Source organism: Undibacterium sp. KW1, assembly GCF_009937955.1.
Lineage (GTDB): Bacteria > Pseudomonadota > Gammaproteobacteria > Burkholderiales > Burkholderiaceae_D > Undibacterium.
The window spans coordinates 5,161,393-5,181,595 of record NZ_AP018439.1 but is presented as its reverse complement, the minus strand read 5'-3'; the positions used below and the strand labels follow the sequence as shown (position 1 = coordinate 5,181,595).

The 20,203-nt window shown below is 52.6% G+C and carries 14 protein-coding genes and 1 pseudogene; 1 reads left to right on the top strand and 14 read right to left on the bottom strand.

What is annotated here, in order from left to right; translation table 11 throughout:
- Positions 1–45: 45 nt before the first annotated feature.
- The 13 genes and pseudogenes from UNDKW_RS23315 to UNDKW_RS23255 all read right to left on the bottom strand — a co-directional run bounded on the left by UNDKW_RS23315 (position 46) and on the right by UNDKW_RS23255 (position 16,975).
- The gene (locus UNDKW_RS23315; protein ID WP_162060691.1) at positions 46–693 is read right to left on the bottom strand and encodes a response regulator transcription factor; all 648 of its coding nucleotides are present in this window, start codon (positions 691–693) and stop codon (positions 46–48) included.
- Between the two features lie 36 nt (positions 694–729).
- Complete coding sequence (locus UNDKW_RS23310; RefSeq protein ID WP_162060690.1) at positions 730–2,667, bottom strand: type IV pili methyl-accepting chemotaxis transducer N-terminal domain-containing protein; 1,938 nt, start codon at positions 2,665–2,667, stop codon at positions 730–732.
- 68 nt (positions 2,668–2,735) lie between these two features.
- The gene (locus UNDKW_RS23305) at positions 2,736–3,431 is read right to left on the bottom strand and encodes a carbonic anhydrase (protein ID WP_162060689.1); all 696 of its coding nucleotides are present in this window, start codon (positions 3,429–3,431) and stop codon (positions 2,736–2,738) included.
- Between the two features lie 41 nt (positions 3,432–3,472).
- A pseudogene (gene moaA, locus UNDKW_RS23300) lies at positions 3,473–4,479 on the bottom strand (GTP 3',8-cyclase MoaA).
- Between the two features lie 84 nt (positions 4,480–4,563).
- A complete protein-coding gene (locus UNDKW_RS23295; RefSeq protein WP_162060688.1) occupies positions 4,564–5,781 on the bottom strand; it encodes a hypothetical protein in 1,218 nt (405 codons plus the stop codon).
- A gap of 104 nt (positions 5,782–5,885) precedes the next feature.
- Positions 5,886–6,344 (bottom strand): hemerythrin domain-containing protein, encoded by a 459-nt coding sequence (locus tag UNDKW_RS23290; protein WP_162060687.1) that lies wholly within the window; start codon positions 6,342–6,344, stop codon positions 5,886–5,888.
- 16 nt (positions 6,345–6,360) lie between these two features.
- The gene (locus tag UNDKW_RS23285; RefSeq protein ID WP_162060686.1) at positions 6,361–7,107 is read right to left on the bottom strand and encodes a peptidylprolyl isomerase; all 747 of its coding nucleotides are present in this window, start codon (positions 7,105–7,107) and stop codon (positions 6,361–6,363) included.
- 40 nt (positions 7,108–7,147) lie between these two features.
- Positions 7,148–7,831: a respiratory nitrate reductase subunit gamma gene (narI, locus tag UNDKW_RS23280; RefSeq protein WP_162060685.1), complete on the bottom strand. Its 684-nt coding sequence runs from the start codon at positions 7,829–7,831 to the stop codon at positions 7,148–7,150.
- Positions 7,828–8,505 carry a nitrate reductase molybdenum cofactor assembly chaperone gene (gene narJ / locus UNDKW_RS23275; protein ID WP_162043229.1) on the bottom strand — a complete coding sequence of 226 codons (678 nt, stop codon included), beginning with the start codon at positions 8,503–8,505 and terminating at the stop codon, positions 7,828–7,830. The genes narI and narJ overlap by 4 nt, the downstream gene beginning before the upstream one ends.
- Before the next feature lie 62 nt (positions 8,506–8,567).
- A complete protein-coding gene (narH, locus tag UNDKW_RS23270) occupies positions 8,568–10,121 on the bottom strand; it encodes a nitrate reductase subunit beta (RefSeq protein WP_162060684.1) in 1,554 nt (517 codons plus the stop codon).
- Positions 10,118–13,846, bottom strand: a complete 3,729-nt coding sequence (locus UNDKW_RS23265; RefSeq protein ID WP_162060683.1) for a nitrate reductase subunit alpha — start codon at positions 13,844–13,846, stop codon at positions 10,118–10,120. The genes narH and UNDKW_RS23265 overlap by 4 nt, the downstream gene beginning before the upstream one ends.
- 352 nt (positions 13,847–14,198) lie before the next feature.
- Positions 14,199–15,584, bottom strand: coding sequence for a NarK family nitrate/nitrite MFS transporter (locus UNDKW_RS23260; RefSeq protein WP_174247611.1), 1,386 nt, complete (start codon positions 15,582–15,584; stop codon positions 14,199–14,201).
- A gap of 146 nt (positions 15,585–15,730) precedes the next feature.
- The gene (locus UNDKW_RS23255) at positions 15,731–16,975 is read right to left on the bottom strand and encodes a nitrate/nitrite transporter (RefSeq protein WP_162043225.1); all 1,245 of its coding nucleotides are present in this window, start codon (positions 16,973–16,975) and stop codon (positions 15,731–15,733) included.
- Between the two features lie 350 nt (positions 16,976–17,325).
- On the opposite strand from UNDKW_RS23255, the gene UNDKW_RS23250 reads away from it, so the two are divergent.
- Positions 17,326–19,404, top strand: coding sequence for a multicopper oxidase family protein (locus UNDKW_RS23250; protein WP_162060681.1), 2,079 nt, complete (start codon positions 17,326–17,328; stop codon positions 19,402–19,404).
- A gap of 268 nt (positions 19,405–19,672) precedes the next feature.
- Here the strand turns inward: UNDKW_RS23250 and UNDKW_RS23245 are convergent, their stop codons facing one another.
- Positions 19,673–20,137, bottom strand: coding sequence for a cache domain-containing protein (locus tag UNDKW_RS23245; protein WP_232063088.1), 465 nt, complete (start codon positions 20,135–20,137; stop codon positions 19,673–19,675).
- Between the last annotated feature and the right edge of the window lie 66 nt (positions 20,138–20,203).

The window sequence follows — 20,203 nt, the reverse complement described above, 5'->3', positions numbered from 1 at the left end:
CGAGATGTGGTCGGATGAGGGGAAAGGGATGGCTTTGTTTAAAAATTAATTTTTATCCATGCCATGCTCGACTGCATACACGGCAATCTGCACACGGCTGGTCAGGTTCAGTTTCTTCAATATGTTTTGCACATGGATCTTGACGGTGCTTTCTGCCACGTCGAGATTGCGGGCAATTTCCTTATTGCTCTCGCCGCGAGCCAGGCAGACCATGGTTTCTCTTTCTCTCGGTGTCAGTTTTTCTTTTTTGGGAACATTATTCTGATTCAACCCGGAGCGAAATTGCGATACCAGCTTGGCGGTCATGGATTCGGCGATCACAGGCTCACCAGCGGCGGCACGCTTGATGGCCTGGGTCAGGTAATCTGCTTCTATATTCTTCAATAAATAACCGCGTGCGCCATTTTTCAAGGCGGTCGTTAAATCCTCGGCTTCTTCAGATACGGTCAGCATGAGCACTGCCGTGTCGGGCAAATCCTCAACGATGAGTTGCATGGCTTCCAGGCCAGACAGGCCGGGCATGTTCAAATCCATCAGCACGACATCAGGGCGCAATTGCTTGGCCCGCTTGACGCCGTCAAGACCATCGACGGCTTCGCCGACCACCTCAAATTCAGGATTACGCTGTAGCAGCAAGCGTATGCCGCTACGGAAAAGTGTGTGGTCATCCACCAGCAAAATCTTGATAGGCATGGCTATTCCGTGTCCCCAGTTTTTTATAAATGATGCTTATGCTACCAGGCGTTCCTGCCGCAATAACTCCAGTGCTATCGTGGTACCTTCGCCAGACTGGCTTGCGATATGGAATTTGGCAGCCAGCCGGTCTGCTCTTTCCTGCATGATGCGCAGTCCCACATGGGCTTCGCCTTTTTCATGGACTTCGTCCATGTTGAAACCTTCGCCATTATCCGTCACAGTCAGGGAAAAATCACGTTCATTCTTCACCCTGATCCTGACTTCTCCAGCCTGCGCGTGCTTGCGCACATTCGACAAGGCTTCCTGCAAAATGAATAGCACCTGCAATTGCTGTTCTGGCGCAAGTGGTGCGCCATTACCGACAAATTCTATCTCGCCATGGATGCCGGTCTGGCGCTGGAATTTGGCGACGACATTGCGCATCTCGGATTCCAGATTACTGTCTTGCAGGCGGGTACGGAAATTCAATAACAGTTCGCGCACATCTTCATAACTCTCTTGCACACCGGCACGCAGCAGCGGCGCGATGTCCTTGATTTCTGCTACATCATTGCGGCTTAATGAATCTTCCAGCATCTGTACCTGCAGGTTCAGGAAATTCAAGCCTTGCGCAATACTGTCGTGCAGGCCTTGCGCCAGCAGGTTGCGTTCACTGGACACAGCAAATTCTTTTTCCCTGGCGATAAGGCGCTGGTTTTCAATTGCCACGCCGAGGTTCTTACCCAGGGTTTCCAGCAGCCTGCGTTCTTCGCTGATGATATTGCGCTCTTTGGAAAAATGCAGGGAGAAACTGCCTATGACCTGTTCACGCGCCATTATCTGGAACACCGCCAGCGAGAAAAACCCTTCTTCCTGGCAGCGATAACTACGCTGCTGGTCCATCTTGCGAAAATCCCTGACGATGATAATGCCCTGATGGGTAGCTGCACCGCAGAGGCAGTCATCTGTCTTGATGCAATGCTCCTCTTCTATCATTTGTTCCGAGATGCCTTCATGCACCGTGATATGCAGGTTATCGCTCTGGTTGTCGAGTATGCGCACGGTACCGCCATCAGCCTCCATCCTCTGCATGATTCTTTTCAGGAAACCCCGGCATAAATCCTCTATCGCATGTGGGCCAGCCAGGAAACCGGCAATTTCATACAGGGTACTGATTTCATGGTTCTGGTTTTGCAGCCTGGCGGTTTTTTCAGCCACTCGTTCTTCCAGCGTGCGGTGCACGCTTTGCACATGGTCAGCCATCTGGTTGAAGGCATGTGCCAGGACTCCGAATTCATCTTCAGTCTCAATTGGCAGGCGCACGCTGAGATCATCCCTGGACATGCGCGCAATACCGGCCTGCATGCGCGTTACCGGGCCAACTATCCACAGGTAGAGCAGATAGAGCAAGGCAATGCTGGCGGCCAGTGACATGAAAATCAGGGCGGTCTGGCACAGGCGCAGCCAGGTTGTTTTTTCTGCCAGCTCTACTTCAACCAGCGACACCAGCTTGTTGATGCTCTCTACAAAAACCGGCAGTTCTTTTGCATACAGGGTCAGCATGGCCTGCTTGTTTTGCAGGTCGGTTTCAGCCAGGACTTTTCTTGCATTGACCTCTACATGCTGCTGCCATTCTTTTTGTACCAGCAGCATTTGTTCGCGTATCGCTTGTGATGCTGGCAGGAATAGCGGGCGCTTGGCGTCGCCTGTTTGCAAGTCGTTCAGGATACGGTTGAAGTCATCGAGTTCTTGCTTTATCTCTGTGGCGACCTGCTGGTGTTCGAGTTCCATGGCCAGCCGGTAAGAGCGCATGCGCAAACTGCCTGCCTCATTGATCGCTGCGCCACCGCCCTCAAGTTGCCATGACAGCAATAAGGTATAGCCGACTGCTGCCAGCGTCAGACTTAAACCTATCAGTGTCGTCAGCAGGATCCTGAAAGTCAGGCGCTTGCCTGCTGGTAAGGTATATGGGGGACCTGAGATAGGATTCATGGTAGTGGTCAGTGCTGTTTGATTAGTCTTGGTGATTAGCCGTAGTATAGGCGCATAAGGAAGTTTTTTTATGGTTCGCTGTACGAAACTTCGGGAATAAGGGTTTTACTGGAAATATTCAGGGGACAGACCATGGGCAAGAAAGTATCCGAGCGTTCTGAATAGGCCAGCAAGGCGCCATTGCTCATATCAAAGTACCAGCCGTGCAGTGCCAGTTCACCTGTGGCTTCCCGCTCGGATACCCAGGGAAAGCTGCGCAGATTATTGAGTGAATTGATCACCGCACCTAACTCGCAGGCACGCAGTTGTTCTGCCTCTGAACAATGGGCGAGTTGCTGCTTGACTTGCAGTTTTACCGGCTCTGCGATTTTCATCCAGCGGCCTATGAAATCTATTTTGCGGCCAGGCTGGTAACCCTGCATCAGCGCCCGTATGCCGCCACATTTTTCATGCCCCATGACGATGATGCGCTTGACATTCAATGCTTCTACAGCAAACTGTATCGCTGCACTGACACCATGCTGCTGTGCCGATTCATTGCAGGGTGGTACCAGATTCGCCACATTGCGTACCACGAAGATATCGCCAGGATCACAGTCAAGCAACAGCGCCGGGTCTACCCTGGAATCACAGCAACCTATCAACAGGGTCGTAGGATTCTGGCCATGATTGAGTTTTTCAAACAACTTGTCTTCACCGGCAAAATACTTGCTCTGGAAACGCTGGAATCCCTCGATGAACTGTTGAATATTTCTGACTTCCATACTTTACTCCACCCTTTTTTTCATCCTTTTTTCCATCATGGCTAGCCACCGGTTTGCGACATGAAACGGATGATTTTATGCGGTTGTTCCTTGAATTCATGGCGCTCAGGCTTCAATTCTATCGCCGTTCTGATTGCAGCTTCCAGCTCCTGGTCGCTGATGCCGGCACGCAGCAGGGGACGCAATTCAAATTTTTCTTCCTGGCCCAGGCACATATACAAGGTACCATCTACCGACAGACGCACCCGGTTGCAAGTAGCGCAGAAATGCTGGCTGATGGGCGAGATGAAGCCTATCGTGCCCTTGCTGTCGGCTGTGGTCCAGTAGCGGGCAGGCCCGCCCCCAGTTCGGCTGCAGCTGGGATCAAATTGAATTTGCTGACCAGTTGCTCACGTACCGGGCCTATGTCCATGTACTGGCTATTGCGCCCGGTTTCGCCCATGGGCATGGCTTCGATCAGGCGCAGGATGAAGCCTTCTTCAAAGCAGAATTGTGCCATGCGCATGATTTCATGGTCGTTGATGCCGCGCATGACCACCATGTTGAGCTTGATGGGATCAAAGCCTGCCTGCTTGCCTGCCTGCAGCCCGGCCATGATGCTGGCGAAACTGTCGCGCCCGGTGATTTTTTCTGTGCAGGCACGGTCCAGGCTGTCCAGGCTGACATTGATGCGGCGCACGCCTGCATCATGCAAGACCTGGGCATGCTTGTGTAACTGGGTGGCATTGGTGGAAAGCGAAATATCTTGCAATCCAGGCAAGCCCGATAATTGTGTCACCAGTTGTGGCAAGCCACGGCGCAGCAAGGGCTCGCCGCCGGTCAGGCGTACCCGCGCCACACCCATGCGGGAAAATGCCGCTACCACTCGGGTGATCTCATCAAAGCGCAGCCAGTTCTCGGGTTCTTCAAAACCAGAAAATCCTTTAGGCATGCAATAACTGCAACGCAGATCACAACGGTCAGTGACAGACAGGCGCAAGTAGCTGACGCGACGGCCAAAGCGGTCTGTCAGTGCGGCTGTGCTTGAGGGAGGGGCAGGAGTTTCCATGTCTGCATTGTGGTCTGTGACCGGCAATGACACAATTCGCCGCCAAGCTAAAGCAGGATAGTTCTTTTGACCTATATGAATAGTTTATTGAGCAAGCAACACGGCCTTCAATTCATGCCGGTAACGCAACAGGCAGATGATCAGCAGGCTGCCCAGATAGCCTTGTGATAGCGAAAATACCAGACCTGCTGCAGTCGTCAGCCAGGCAGGTGCCAGCGGTAATAGCAACAGCAGGGCAAATGCCAGTAATACCATGCGTGCCTGCCATAGCAGGCGCTGCGGCGGTAATACTACCTGCATCGTCGGTACCCGCTGCCCCATCGGCGTCTGCCTGCGCAAATGCAGGAAGACCAGGAAGGGAATGATCTTGCCCAGCATCGCATTGACAGGCAAGACGGCGCCACCGACCAGCACCAGGATACCTGTCCACCAGGGTATTGCCTTAGACATAAAATCCGGTAAGACAAAGCCGCCACTCAGGCTTTGCAAAGTGGGCAGGGCTGCCAGCAGGGCTGCGGTCATATAACTGCCAGCGCACACCAGCCATAAACCCCAGGCCGGATCAAAGCGCCGCCTGGCCTGTGAAATAGCCTTCAAGGACAAGCTGGCGATGATAAAAATGAGCAAACAGGCAAACAGCAGGGCATAAGGCTGCAAGGATGGCAGGAAGGCCGGTAACAAGGCCAGCCACAAGACGCCCGGCAAAGCTTTTTGCCAATGCGCTGATGGCCGTCTGGTTTGCCAGAACATCGGTACCGTGGTGGAAGCGACACCGAGTACCAGCGCCGCTATCCAGCCTGCCAGACCCCAACCCACGTGCAAGTCCAGTACATACATGACATCAAGCTGCCACCAGCCCGCAAAATTACCGGCCAGGCTGATACCCAGGGCGACGACCAGCAGCAGGGGCCAGGCTATCCAGCGCAGGCTGCGGGTGGTGGCATCGACCACCACGACCATGCAGGCCGCCACCAGCAAGGCGACAATGATTGAACCGTACAAGATCGCCGCCAGCACGGCTGCAAAGACAAAGCCTGAGCTCTGACCGCGCAAGAAGCCCAGGGTCAGTGCCGCCGCAATCAGGGCAGAACCCAGGGCTACAAACGGCGCTATCCTGCGGGCACCTGTCACCGCCTGTCCTGCCACCACGGGCATGAGCTGGAACAAGGCGCCCAGCATGATGGGTGCCAGCATGCCCAGTACCAGGCAATGCGTCAGCGCCAGTACCAGTGGGGAAAAACGCTCAGGCAAGCCCTGTTGTGGCCCAAAGGCCAGCAGCAGTCCCGTTACCACCCCATCCATGGGGCGGGTAACAAGCAGCCAAAGATGGTGGCTGGTGCGGGGGACAGTTCGTAGTTAAGAACTTTCAGGCTGGCCATTGAAGCACATCTTTTTTCCTGAAATGATCAGGAGCAGGAACAGGCACCGCAGCAGGTACTGCCGGTGCTCATGCCCAGCACTGTTTCCAGGTCGGGGATGCTGCCGCCGCACATGGGATAGAGAATATTCTCTTCCTTGATATTGTGTTGCTGTATCAGGACATTCAGGGTATCAAGTATGGCCAGTGCCTGTCCTGCCGCTTCTTCACTGATGGCAGCCCTGGCTTCATCACGCAGGTTGCGGATTTCTGCGTGCTCGGCGCGCATGACCACGGTAGGGCCATGCAGCATGCCAGTGGCTTTTTCCAGCGCCGGGAAAAGTCGCTCTTCTTCCAATGCGAAATGAGCATCAAGTTGCTGGCTGAACAGGGCAAAATTCCTGGCCGCAGCCGCCATATCGCCCTTGTGCAAAGCTGCTTCGCAGCGGTTCAGTTGTTCATCGCACTCCAGGTGTTGAAGCACGAGTTTTTTCATTGCCTGCGACATGATTTTACTTTCGGGTTTATTGAACTAAAGGAGTAGCTGCACCCTGGATATCGATGCCGGATATCCTTGCGCGCCCTACCAGCAATTGCAGGTACTGGTGCAGGGCACGGTCATGGCTGGCCTTTTGCATGGCCAGGGCGATCTTGCTTTCGGTCTCTTCGAAAGGCAGCAACTGGCCATCAAGTTTGCGGCCCAGCAGTATGATGTGCAGGCCAAAGCGAGTTTCCACCAGCCTGGGGATGATGTGCCCGGGTTCTGCTGCAAATACGGCTTGCTCAAACTCAGGCACCGTCATGCCACGTGTCACCTGCCCCAGGCTGCCAGCCACTTCGCTGGAGGGGCAATTCGAATTTACCTTGGCGCATGCGGCAAACTGCGCCGGGTTTTCCAGCAGCTCATCGAGCAGCAATTGTGCATGCTTGCGCAGGGCATCGAGATCCACACCTGGCGTTACCTGGAGCAGGATATGGCTGACCTCCGCCAGTTCACCGACCTTGAAGCGGGCAGGATTGGCCTGGTACTGGCGCAGGCATTCTTCACGCGCCGGTATGGGGACGATGACTTCCTGCCGCAACAGCGCATCAATGCGTTCATCCTCATCTGCCTGTTGCATACCCTGTTGCTGCGCTTCATCCAGCAGCACGCGGCGCAATACCAGGGCAGTCATGGCGCTTTTCATGGCATCTGCCGTGCCCTCGTGGGCAGGCAATTCCTTTTCCATGTCAGCGTCTGTCAGTTCGTAATCATTGACTATGACGGGCATCTTGTTCTCCTTCTTTCAAATCATGAATGATCAGGGGCGATCAGCGTGGCCTGACCAGCTGCCATGCACGGCTGATATAAGTTACTGAAGCAAAACCACTCCAGACATGTACCAGACGGGTGAATGGGAAGATTACGAACAGGCTCAGCCCCATGAACAGATGCAGCTTGAACAGCAAGGGCGCAGCGATGATAAATTCTGCAGCATCTCCCTTGAAAGTGACGATGTGCTGGGCCCAGGTCATCAGCAAGACCATCATGTGGCCATCGCTGTGATGGGCAGATTCAAATATCGTCGACAAGCCCAGACCCAGTGTGACGAAGATCCATAACAGCAAGACCTTGTCGCCCGCCTTGGTGACGGCAGAAATACGTGCGTCAGTAAAACGACGGTGCAACAAAATCAGCAAGCCCAGCATGCACAGGCTGCCAAAGACGCCACCGGCGACCATGGCGATCATTTGCTTGAAGCTGTGGCTGATACCCAAGGTATCCCAGACGATGACAGGCGTCAGCAAACCCACCAGATGACCAAAGAACAGGCCCAGTATCCCTACGTGGAACAGGATATTGCCTAGCCGCAGATTACCGGCATGCAGCATCTGTGAAGAATCGCTCTTCCAGGTATATTGCTCACGCTCGAAACGCGCGAGGCTGCCGAACAGGAAAATCGCCAGTGCGATATAGGGATAAATCCCGTAAATGAATTGGTGCAGATAAGTCATGATGGTCTCCCTGTTGATTGGGCGGCAGCAGCACCGTGCCCGGGCTGTCTGGGATAAAAATTGAGGGGGTGCGTACCCGACAGATTGGGTTTGAGCAGTGGTTCTACACCGTCGGCACCCGGGCCAAAGGTTTCCATTGCATCGTCCATGTCACGCACTGGCGGCTCCCCCTGTTCATGCGGTACGACATCGGTCAGGGTCGTCAGTATCAGGAACAGGTTGGCATAAGGGCTGTCCTTGCGTTGCAGGCGCATACCTATGGCTGCCAGTACATGGATGGCTTCTCCGAGCAATTTTTCTGACGTACTCTCATCCATCAGACTCAGGAATTCCAGGAACAAGGGAACAAAGTCAGGCAATTCACTGGCCTCTGGCTCAAAGCCATGGGTACGGTATTCTTCCAGCAAATCGACCATGGCCTGCCCACGGTCACGGCTTTCGCCATGGATGTGTTCAAACAGGTGCAGTGATAAAGAATGGGTGCGGTCAAACGTTGCCACATAGTTTTCTTGCAGAGCGATCAGGCTGTCAGAACGCAGATAGTCCAGGGTGGCTTGCAAGGCATCGAGAAACACAGGCTCGTCTTGCAGCGCCTGCTCAATCTCAGGCAGGGCGGCGATCAGATCAGCTTGTGGATAGCTCATCAGTGCCGACAGGATGCGATAAATTTGCATACGATTTCCTTTATGGTGTCTTTATTGTTTTTTACAGGTGCGCATAACACGCGCACCTGTTGTTACTCAACAGTCGATATTTTCTTGCGTGACTTGGGCATATCGACAAAGATCACACTGCCTTGTGGCTTCTTGCCAAACAAGGCACCGTCCGAAGTGCCGCCTGAGCAACCATTGCCAAAGGTGAAACCGCAACTGCCTTTTTCATTGAAGCTGTCTTCCACCATTTCCTTGTGTGATGACGGGATCACGAAACGGTCTTCATAATTGGCGATCGCCAGCGTCTGGTACATATCTTCGACTTGCGCTGCATTCAGGCCAACCTGTTTCAATACTGCGTGATCAAGCTCGCCATACACGGTTTCAGAACGTTTGTAGGCGCGCATGGCCAGCATGCGTTCGAGTGCGCTGGTGATGGGTTCTTCCTTGCCTGCGGTCAGCAGGTTAGCCAGGTAGCGCACAGGTATGCGCAGGGACTTGACGTCAGGAATAATGCCATTCATGCCCATATGGCCTGCCTCTGCTGCCTTTTGTATCGGTGACAGTGGCGGCACATACCAGACCATGGGCAGGGTGCGGTATTCAGGGTGCAGGGGGAAGGCTATCTTCCATTCCATCGCCATTTTGTAGACAGGCGATTTTTGTGCAGACTCTATCCAGCTCTCGGGTATGCCATGCTTGCGCGCTTCGGCGATCACTGCCGGATCATGTGGGTCGAGGAAACAACCTAGTTGCGCCTCATACAAATCCTTTTCATCCGGTACCGATGCTGCGGCTTCTATCTTGTCGGCGTCATACAGCAAGACACCGAGATAGCGTATGCGGCCTACACAAGTTTCCGAGCAGACAGTAGGCTGACCAGCCTCTATGCGTGGATAGCAGAAAGTACATTTCTCAGCCTTGCCCGAACTCCAGTTGTAATAAATCTTTTTGTAGGGGCAGCCAGAAATACACATGCGCCAGCCACGGCATTTATCCTGATCGACCAGCACGATGCCATCGTCTTCACGCTTGTAAATCGAGCCAGAAGGGCAGGATGCGACGCAGGCCGGATTCAGGCAATGTTCACACAGGCGTGGCAAATACATCATGAAGGTGGATTCAAAGGTGCTGTACATCTCTTTTTGCACACCTTCAAACAAGGCATCCTTGCTGCGTGCACTGAATTCACCACCAAGATCATCCTCCCAGTTCGGGCCCCAGACTATCTTGTCCATCTTCTTGCCAGTCAACACCGAGATAGGGCGTGCAGTTGGAGGTGTCTGCATCAATGGCGCATTTTTCAGGTGCTCATAATCAAACGTGAATGGCTCGTAATAGTCATCAATCGCAGGCAGGTTGGGGTTGGCGAAGATATTGGCGAGTATGCGCAGCTTGCCACCCTGTCTGGGTTCCAGCTTGCCAGCTTCAGTGCGGTGCCAGCCGCCTTTCCATTTCTGCTGGTTTTCCCATTCTTTCGGATAACCTATGCCAGGCTTGGTTTCCACGTTATTGAACCAGGCATACTCAACACCATCACGGCTGGTCCAGACGTTCTTGCAAGTGACCGAGCAGGTATGGCAGCCTATGCATTTATCCAGGTTCAGCACCATGCCGACTTGTGCGCGTATTCTCATGATGCTGACTCCTCTTCCAGTTTGCCTTCCAGCCAATCTACTTTCTTCATTTTTCTCAAGACGATGAACTCATCCCTGTTACTGCCAACGGTGCCGTAATAATTGAAACCATAAGCAAGTTGTGCATAGCCACCTATCATGTGGGTAGGCTTCAGGACTGCTCGGGTGACCGAGTTATGGATGCCACCGCGTTTGCCGCTGAGTTCCGCCCCAGGGGTATTGATGATTTTTTCCTGGGCGTGATACATCAGGCACATGCCCTTGGGCACACGCTGGCTGACCACGACACGGGCTGTCAAAGTGCCGTTACTGTTAAAGACTTCAACCCAGTCGTTATCGACCAGACCTGCTTCTTTCGCCTCGACTTCAGATACCCATACATGCGGGCCGCCACGGCTCAGGGTCAACATGCGCAGATTATCTGAATAGGTGGAATGGATGCCCCATTTCTGATGCGGAGTGATGAAATTAAGGACGATCTCTTTCTCACCATTGGGTGATTTATTCAGCATCGGTGCCACGGTCTTGGTATCGATCGCCGGTTTATACACACACAGGCCCTCACCAAAATCCAGCATCCAGCGGTGATCCTGGTAGAACTGCTGGCGACCAGTCAGCGTGCGCCATGGTATGTATTCATGCACATTGGTATAACCGGCGTTGTAGCTGACTTCTTCAGATTCCAGGCCAGACCAGGTCGGTGCAGAAATGATCTTGCGTGGCTGTGCCTGCACATCGCGGAAGCGTATCTTGTCATGTTCACGGCCTACTGCCAGATGGGTATGGTCACGGCCAGTGATCTTGCCCAGTGCTTCCCATGCCTTGACGGAGACATGGCCATTGGTTTCCGGTGCGAAGGTCAGTATCATCTCGCAGGCATCGATAGCACTTTCCAGGCGTGGGCGACCTTTGCTGACACCTTCTTCAGTCACGACCTTGGTAATGCCACCGATTTCCTTGACTTCATGCTCGGTATTCCAGTTGATGCCCTTGCCACCATTGCCCAGTTTGTCGAGCAAAGGTCCTATCGAAGTAAACTTCTTGTAGATATCCTTGTAGTTGCGTTCGACGACAAAGAAGTTAGGTGCAGTCTTGCCAGGTATCAGGTCACATTCACCTTTTTTCCAGTCCTTGGGCTCAAAAGCCTGGCCAAGTTCACCCGGTGTGTCGTGCATCAAAGGTTGCAGGACGATGTCCTTGCGGGTACCCAGATAGTCACCGCCAATTTCAGTAAACTTCTTGGCGATACCTTTATAGATTTCCCAGTCTGTCTTGCTTTCCCACAGCGGTTGTACTGCTTCACTCAATGGGTGGATGAAGGGATGCATGTCAGAGGTATTGAGGTCATCCTTTTCATACCAGGTCGCAGTCGGCAAGACGATGTCGCCATACAGGCAAGTGGTACTCATGCGGAAGTCGAGCACGACCAGCAAGTCCAGCTTGCCTTCAGCCGCCACAGGGCGGTATTTGACTTCAGACGGTTTGACTGCTTCGTCAGGATCATCAAACAAGGCATTTTGTGTACCCAGCAAATACTTGAGGAAGTATTCATGGCCCTTGCCTGAGCTGCCGAGGATATTCGAGCGCCAGACAAACATATTGCGCGGAAAGTTTCTAGGATTATCCGGGTCATCACAACTCATGTTGACCGTGCCAGACTTCAGGCTGTTCTTCAGATAGTCTTGCGGTGTCAGGCCTGCTTTTTCTGCTGCATCGCAGACGTCGAGAGGATTGGTTTCCAGTTGCGGCGCCGATGGCAGCCAGCCCAGACGTTCAGACTTGGCATTCATGTCTATCATGCTCATGTGGCTGATTTTTGACTTGTCGGCAGTCGGTGCGAGTATCTCATCCATCGCCAGTTTTTCGTGACGCCACTGGCTGGTGTGGGCATAGAAGAAGCTGGTGCCATTCATCTGACGGGCAGGGCGTACCCAGTCACTGGCAAAGGCCAGCGGCGCCCAGCCAAACTGTGGACGCAGTTTTTCCTGTCCTACATAATGCGCCCAGCCACCACCGGATTTGCCTATGCAGCCACACATCATCAGCATATTGATGATGCCGCGATAAATCATGTCGTTGTGGTACCAGTGATTTAACGCGGCACCGACGATGACCATGCTCTTGCCTTGGGTATCATGGGCATTTTGCGCAAATTCGCGGGCGACCTGTATGACCAGCTCACGCTTGACGCTGGTATGTTTTTCTTGCCAGGCAGGTGTGTAGGGGACGTCGTCGTCATACGAACTTGCCACCGCACCGCCCAGACCCTGATCGACACCATAATTCGCCATCGACAAGTCATACACAGTTGCCACCAGCGCAGTGCTGCCATCGGCCAGAGTCACACGTTTTGCTGGCAAGTGGCGCAACAACATGTCATTCGCATCAGCACCACCAAAGTAATTGAAGCCTACCGTGACAACTTCATCATGCTTGCCGACCAGACTCAGTTGCGGGTCTATGGCGCGACCAGTATTGCCGTCCTTGGCTTCCAGGTTCCAGCGGCCGACTTTTGCACCGTCGTCGAATTTACCTTCGCCCCAGCGATAACCTATGGAACCATTGGGTGATACGATTTCGCCTGTGATTTCATCAATCGCCAGGGTTTTCCAGTCTGGATTATTGGCTTCATCCAGGTTGCCAGGCAATTGCGAAGCGCGCAGCATCTGGTCTGGTACATAGCTGCCATTGCGCTCGACCAGACGTACCAGCATGGGCATGTCGGTATATTGTTTGACATAGCTGCGGAAGTAGTCTGACTTGTTACCAAGATGGAATTCCTTGAGGATAACGTGGCCCATCGCCATGGCGAGGGCAGCGTCGGTACCCTGTTTCGGTGCCATCCAGATATCACCAAACTTGACCATCTCGCCAAAGTCAGATGACACGGCGACGGTCTTGGTACCCTTGTAGCGCACCTCGGTATAGAAGTGGGCATCCGGCGTGCGGGTTTGCGGTACGTTCGAACCCCATACCATGAGGTAGGTCGAGTTATACCAGTCGGCAGATTCAGGCACGTCAGTCTGCTCGCCCCAGATTTGTGGGCTGGCTGGTGGCAGATCGCAATACCAGTCATAGAAGGACAGCGGTACACCACCTATCAGGCTCAGGTAACGTGCGCCTGCTGCATAAGACACCATGGACATCGCTGGAATCGGTGAGAAACCGATCACACGGTCAGGGCCAAATTTCTTGATGGTGTAGGCATTTGATGCAGCGATGATTTCCTGTGCCGTATCCCAGTCTGCACGCACGAAACCACCAAGGCCACGTATGGATTTGTAGCGTTTGGCTTTTTCAGGGTTCTGGCTGATGCTCTCCCAGGCTTCTATCGGCCCCATGGTCTTGCGGGCTTCTTGCCACATTTCCATGAGGCGGCCACGTATCATCGGGTATTTGACGCGCTGGGCAGAATACACATACCAGCTGTAAGACGCACCACGCGGGCAGCCACGTGGTTCATGATTGGGCAGATCGGGGCGGGTACGTGGATAGTCAGTTTGCTGGGTTTCCCAGGTGATCAGGCCATTCTTGACATATACCTTCCACGAGCAGGAACCTGTGCAATTGACACCATGGGTAGAACGCACGATCTTGTCATGCTGCCAGCGGCTGCGATAGGCATTTTCCCATTTACGGTCTTCTTCGACCACGGCACCATGACCATCGGAGAAGGTAGACTTCACCCGCGACATGAACTTCAATCTATCCAGAAAATGACTCATCGTAAACTCCTTATCAGGTGGGGGATGTACCCACATTTTCTTTAATGCATGCTGGAAGTGTAGGGAAGGAGAGGCCTTACGCCCATTCTTCGGTGCGGTGTAATAAGTTGCGCATTCGCACTAGGTCGTCTAGTCCTTTAGAACTACGTAATCCCTGATTAAGCTACTGCGCGACGCTATTTTGGGCCTGCTGTTTTTGCAAGTACGTCGTCGTACTTTTGTACGACTGCGCGTCTTAACCCAAACTAGCGCCGCTCGCTACGCTTACTCAGGTATTCCTAAGAGCAGGCTTGCAAAAAAACAGCCTGTGTATCTACAGGCTGTTTTCAGGATATTTCTGTCTATTAAAAAACTAGCAAGGCATCTCTGCGCCCTTGCGCGAGTAATACCACCAGGTGATAGCCATGCAAGAGATGTAGAAGGTGATGAAGACATACAAGGCCATGTCAGGCGCGCCTGTCATCTTGATGGAAGTACCAAAGCTTTGGGGAATGAAGAAACCGCCATAAGCACCTATCGCACCAGAGAAACCCAGTACAGCTGCAGATTCCTTGGCCGCATCCAGCCTGGCCTGCTTCAGTGCAGCTTCGCCCTTGCCTTTGGCGGCACGCTCACGCTCAGTCTGGAAGATGATGGGGATCATGCAAAACGTAGAGCCATTACCCAGACCTGTCAAAATGAACATGCCTATGAAAGATACCAGGAAGATCATGAACTGGTGATCATGCAAAGCTGGCAAGATACCCGCCAGTATAGTGATGGTCATGGCAGCAAATACCCAGAAGGTCAACCTTGCGCCACCTATCTTGTCCGAGATCATGCCACCTACCGGTCTTGCCAGCGCACCGGCCAAAGGGCCGAGGAAGGCAAATTTTGCCACATCTATTTCCGGGAACTGCGCCTTGATCAGCATAGCAAAGCCAGCCGAAAAACCTATGAAAGAACCAAAGGTGCCAATGTACAGCCAGCACATCAGCCAGTTATGCTTGCGTTTGAAGATCACCGCCTGGTCGGCGAAAGACGCCTTGGCAGAGGCAATATCATTCATGCCAAACCAGGCCATCAGGGTTGCCACGACGATAAACGGTACCCAGATAAACCCGGCATTCGCCAGCCAGTACATATGGTCTGCGCCCGTCTTGGCATGATGGAAGAGGAAGCCCTCGCCAGAGACGGCTGCGCCAAACATGGCAGAAGAAATTACGAACGGAGTCACAAACTGTACGACAGAGACCCCCAGATTGCCTATGCCCGCATTCATACCAGTCGCATAACCCTTGCGTGATTTAGGGAAAAAGAAACTGATATTCGCCATGCTGGAACTGAAATTGCCGCCACCAAAGCCGCACAGCAAGGCCAGTATCAGCAAGGTCGAATAACTGGTCGTCGGGTCTTGCAAGGCAAAGCCCATGCCAATGGCGGGGATCAGCAAACTTGCGGTGGAAATCGCTGTCCATTTGCGGCCACCAAATACAGGCACCAGGAAAGAATAGAATATCCGCAAGGTCGCGCCAGACAGCGCGGGCAAGGCTGTCAGGAAAAACAGCTGGTCTTTGCTGAAATGAAATCCCGCCTTGTCGAGATTGGCTGCCACCACACTCCACAGCATCCAGACCGCAAATGCCAGCATCAGGCTGGGGATGGATATCCATAAATTTCTGTTGGCAATCGAGCTGCCTTCCTTGCGCCAGAATTCAATATTTTCTGGCTCCCAGCGGTTTAATACATGACCCATCATACGCTCCTTGTTCTCAACTCACTTGTAATTACAATTTTCTGTTTAGGACTTACGCAAAATTGTCCCAGCAAGGCGCAGCGACGAAGACAGTACTTTTAGTACGGCTAGGAGTTGCAACGCAGCTGGGGCGGTTTTTCGTAAGTCCTTCAGGCTGGCATGGCTGCCTGTGCCGCCAGCATGCCCTCTCTGCGGAACTGGAAGTGCATCCATACCAGGGATACACAGACCGTGCCGTACAAGAGCATGAAGCAGGAGCTGCGTACTCCTGTCACATCGACGATCGCACCAAACAGCACAGGCAGGATGAACCCGCCCAGACCGCCAGCCAGGCCAACCACGCCGGACACGGCACCGATATTGCTGCTGTAGTCATCCGAGATGAATTTGAAGACAGATGCCTTGCCAACAGCCATCGCAATACCCACGACAAACAGGATGGTCGTGAACAGCATTGGTGTCAGGCCGATATGGAAGGTCTGCATGCCATTGATGGTCTTGATCGTAAAATCAGTTTGCGGATAAGACAGCAAAAAGAAGGCGACCCAGCACACCCACATGACCCACCAGGTCACTTTATAGGCACCAAATTTATCGGACAGCCAGCCGCCAAAGGCGCGCAGGACGCCGCCAGGCAAAGAGAAGCATGCGGCCAGCAGGGCGGCGCTCTTGATGTCGAAACCATACTCAGTCACGTAATACTTGACCATCCACAGGCTCAGACCCACATAGCCACCAAACACGACTGAGTAATACTGGCAATAGCGCCAGACTTTTGGGTCTTTCAGCATCTTGAGCTGGGCCAGGAAGCTGATATTGGATTTGACGTTATGGCTGGGATCAGTGGCAGAGAACACCCAGAAGATCAGGGCTGCAGCCAGCATCAAGCCTGCATACACCTTGGGCACCAGGGTCCAGCCCGCAGCAGCGATCAGGGCGGGAGCAATGAATTTATTCACAGCCGCCCCCGAGTTACCAGCGCCAAAGATGCCCATGGCCAGGCCTTGCCTGTCCTTCTTGAACCAGCGCGCTACGTAAGGTGTGCCAACAGAAAAAGAACCACCTGCCAGCCCAACGAACAAGCCCAGCACCAGGAAATGCCAGTAAGCCGTGGCATAGCTGATCAGATAAATAGGTATTACTGTGAATAGCATTAGCAGAAACAGGACGATGCGACCGCCAAAACGGTCTGTCCAGATGCCCAGTGGTACGCGTATCAGCGAACCGGTCAGCACCGGCATGGCTGTCAGCAAACCAAATTCGGTTTCATTCAGATGCAGGGCGGTCTTGATGGGTATCCCGATCACACCAAACATCATCCAGATGGTGAAACATACAGTGAACGCCAGCGTGCTGGAACCCAGCACCGCATACGCTTTGCCCTGACTGGCCATGACAGCTCCTTTTACTTTTATAGGTGCTATCAGCTTACAAAGAGTAGGGGTATTAAGAAATTCGTCTGACGGTTGCTGTTTTCCATGCAAAAGGAGGGGAGGCATATCTGGAAGAACTAGTTCTTTTGAATAGCCAGACCGGAGCAAACCATGCAGGCCGCGCAGGGCGGCGCGCTCACGATGAGTGTTTCAATTGCAAGTAATTGAAAGATTTATCGAAAAAACAACAAAATTGTGCTAGCGATTGATTAACTTTGTTGCAAGATACATGTCAATTTTATAAACTGAAATGGCAAGTAAATACCGTTGATATCTTCCTCATCCTCCTCACTCCGATTTGAGATCATCTTATGCACACACAATTAAAGCAAATGCGCCGCCTGGCTGGTGTCGCCACCGTGACCGGGGCCAGCATGTTCTGTCATGCGGTTCTGGCACAAGAGGCCAAAATCAAAGAGACGCCACCAGCACCGCCGCTTGCCAGCCAGATCGATGACCGCGATGTAGCGGCGGACCTGATCAAGCCCGCAGCCAATCTGCTGAGTGGTGAGCAGCGCAAGATGGTGGAAAGATCGGGCCGTGAAATCCGTTATTTCCTGCCCATACAGATGACACCGGGGTTTATCTACAATCCTTCTACAGGCGAGTATGACCAGGTGTCCCTGCGTTCGTATGGCCGCAATGTTTCTGGTGTACCCAATCTGCTGCGCCCCGACTTTGTTGCACCTACGGTAGTCATGAAACCAGGGCAGACCGTGCGCTTTGACCTCAGTAACCGCCTCGACAAGGAACCGGGTTGCGAGCTGGTCGCGAAAGACAATGTAAATACCCCGCATTGCTACAACACCACCAATCTGCATTCACATGGCCTGTGGATTTCACCATCGGGCAATAGCGACAATGTGCTGCTGGCGATCAAGCCCAAGGTCAATTTTGAATACGAATACAACGTGCCGGGGGATCACCCGGCTGGCACTTTCTGGTATCACCCGCATGTGCATGGCTCAACCGCTATACAGGTAGGTAGCGGCATGGCAGGTGCGCTGATCGTCAAGGGCGACAGGCAGCCCACCGTACTCAGCAATGGTGATCTCGACACCTTGCTCAATCCCTTCAAGCCTGCTGCGGGCAGCTATGGCGAAGTGATGCTCATGCAGCAGATTCCCTATGCCTGCTTCATCAAGGGACCTGACCCCAAGAACCCTGGCAAAGAAATAGACGTCATACAGACCAACCCTGATGGTACCTGGCTATGTAAAAAGGGAGACATAGGCATAGTGCAAGACTTTAAGGCGCAATTCGCCCCCACTGCCTGGACCAAGTCTGGCCGTCATACCCTGATCAACGGTTTCGCACGTAATCCTGCCAAACCTTTGGTGATGGAAGCAGGCAAACTGTATCGCTGGCGCTTGATAGATGCAGGTGTACGTGAGTCCATCGTTTTACGTATCCGCAAAATCAACGACATCAGCAAGCTGACACCCACCGCCAATACACCAGAGGCACTGCAAGCCGAGGTAAAAAATGCCTGCAACGGCATAGACGTATTGCAGTTTGAAGTCGCAACCGATGGCCTGACCCGCCCCAGCGCTTTCGCCAAGGTGACCAATACCTTGCAACCGGGCTATCGCAGCGACATCCTGTTCAGCCTTCCAGAAAAAGGTGATTATTGCGTCTATAGCGATTCCGGCGCGCCTGACTTTGTTTCTGCCAAGCCGAATAATGCGAAGGTGATCACGGTGATCCATGCGACAGGCAATAAGACCAGCGGTGATCAAACGCAATTCGTCACCAAAGAACTGGTACGTGCCGCCGGTCTGTTGTCAAGAAGTGTGCGCGATACCATCATCAGGGATTTGAAAGATGGCTTGAAACTGACGAAATTCGTGCCGCATAAAGCCATCCCTGAATCTGAACTCACCGACCCACAAAAACCAGTCGATCTGGTACTGGGTATTGATCAGCGCGGCGGCAAAATTGCCTTTGACGTCAATGGTGCACCCTATGTACCGTCAGAAGTTCATCAGACCCTGATCTTGGGCCAGGTGCAGGAATGGCATATCAAGTCTTACAACCCAACTGACACAGGTGAAGCACCGATACAGCATCCTTTTCACATCCACGTGAATCCCTACCAGATTATCAGCATCACCGATAAGAACGGTGTTGATGTCAGCGCACTCAAAGATACAACAGCACCGACCATAGGCCAATATGCCGGTATGCAGGGAGTCTGGAAAGACACCATCATGGCGACACCAGGCTATACCGTCAAAACCCGCACCCGCTATCAACGTTATATCGGCGAATATGTATTGCATTGCCATATCCTCGATCATGAAGACCAGGGCATGATGCAAAACGTCAAGGTGGTGCTGCCGGATGGTAATGGCGGTGCATCCACAGGTGGGCATGGGGCGCATCACTAACAGACTGTAATATTGCACATCTTGCACTCTCAAAATGGCTGCCTGTACGGCAGCCATTTTGTTGTCTGGAGCATTCAGCGCATCATTGCTCTGCAGCATAGTGATGATGCGGGGGAGTTATTGCATTTATCCGTGCAGATACCTTTCCCGCGCGAACCAGCAAGTAACTTGCAATTGCACAGCCCTGTTTTAAAAATGGTGAGGTTTAAGAGTCCGATACTGATACTTACTGGCTTAATAAACAGATAGCACTTTCAATTATACGTTTTCATTTACTAAAAACCCCACTCAAAATAATGTAATCGTCGACACGTTCCAGGTAAACAGACCGACGCTCCAAGGATTTACTTAACGGGTTTATCCACTGAAATTCCACCCACCCACTACCCTTGTTTTTAGCCACATCTATTTCTTCGCGAACAAAAAATTTGCCGTTCGTATCCTTAATATCAATTAATGGCTTGCCTACCAACTTAGTATTGGCTCCGTTAGCCAGCATAACGCCGTTGAAATCAAGAGCACCGATATACAAGTCCCTGTCGATGAATTGTCCTTGTGGTTTATTGAACTCGGCAATCGCTTTTTCTTTCCCATTCTTCTGGGCAAACGCAACAGCTTTTTTTACAAAGGCAATCGCCTCTTCTTTAGTCCCAGACTCGCCAGCAGCGTAAGCAACAGGTAACATCACAAAAAAAGCAACAACGGCAAACATATGTTTTATAAAAAAGCACATGGTATGACCTCCTTGCAAATTTAAACAGGTTAAAGAATTCAACAATGATTATAGGATCTTTCAAGT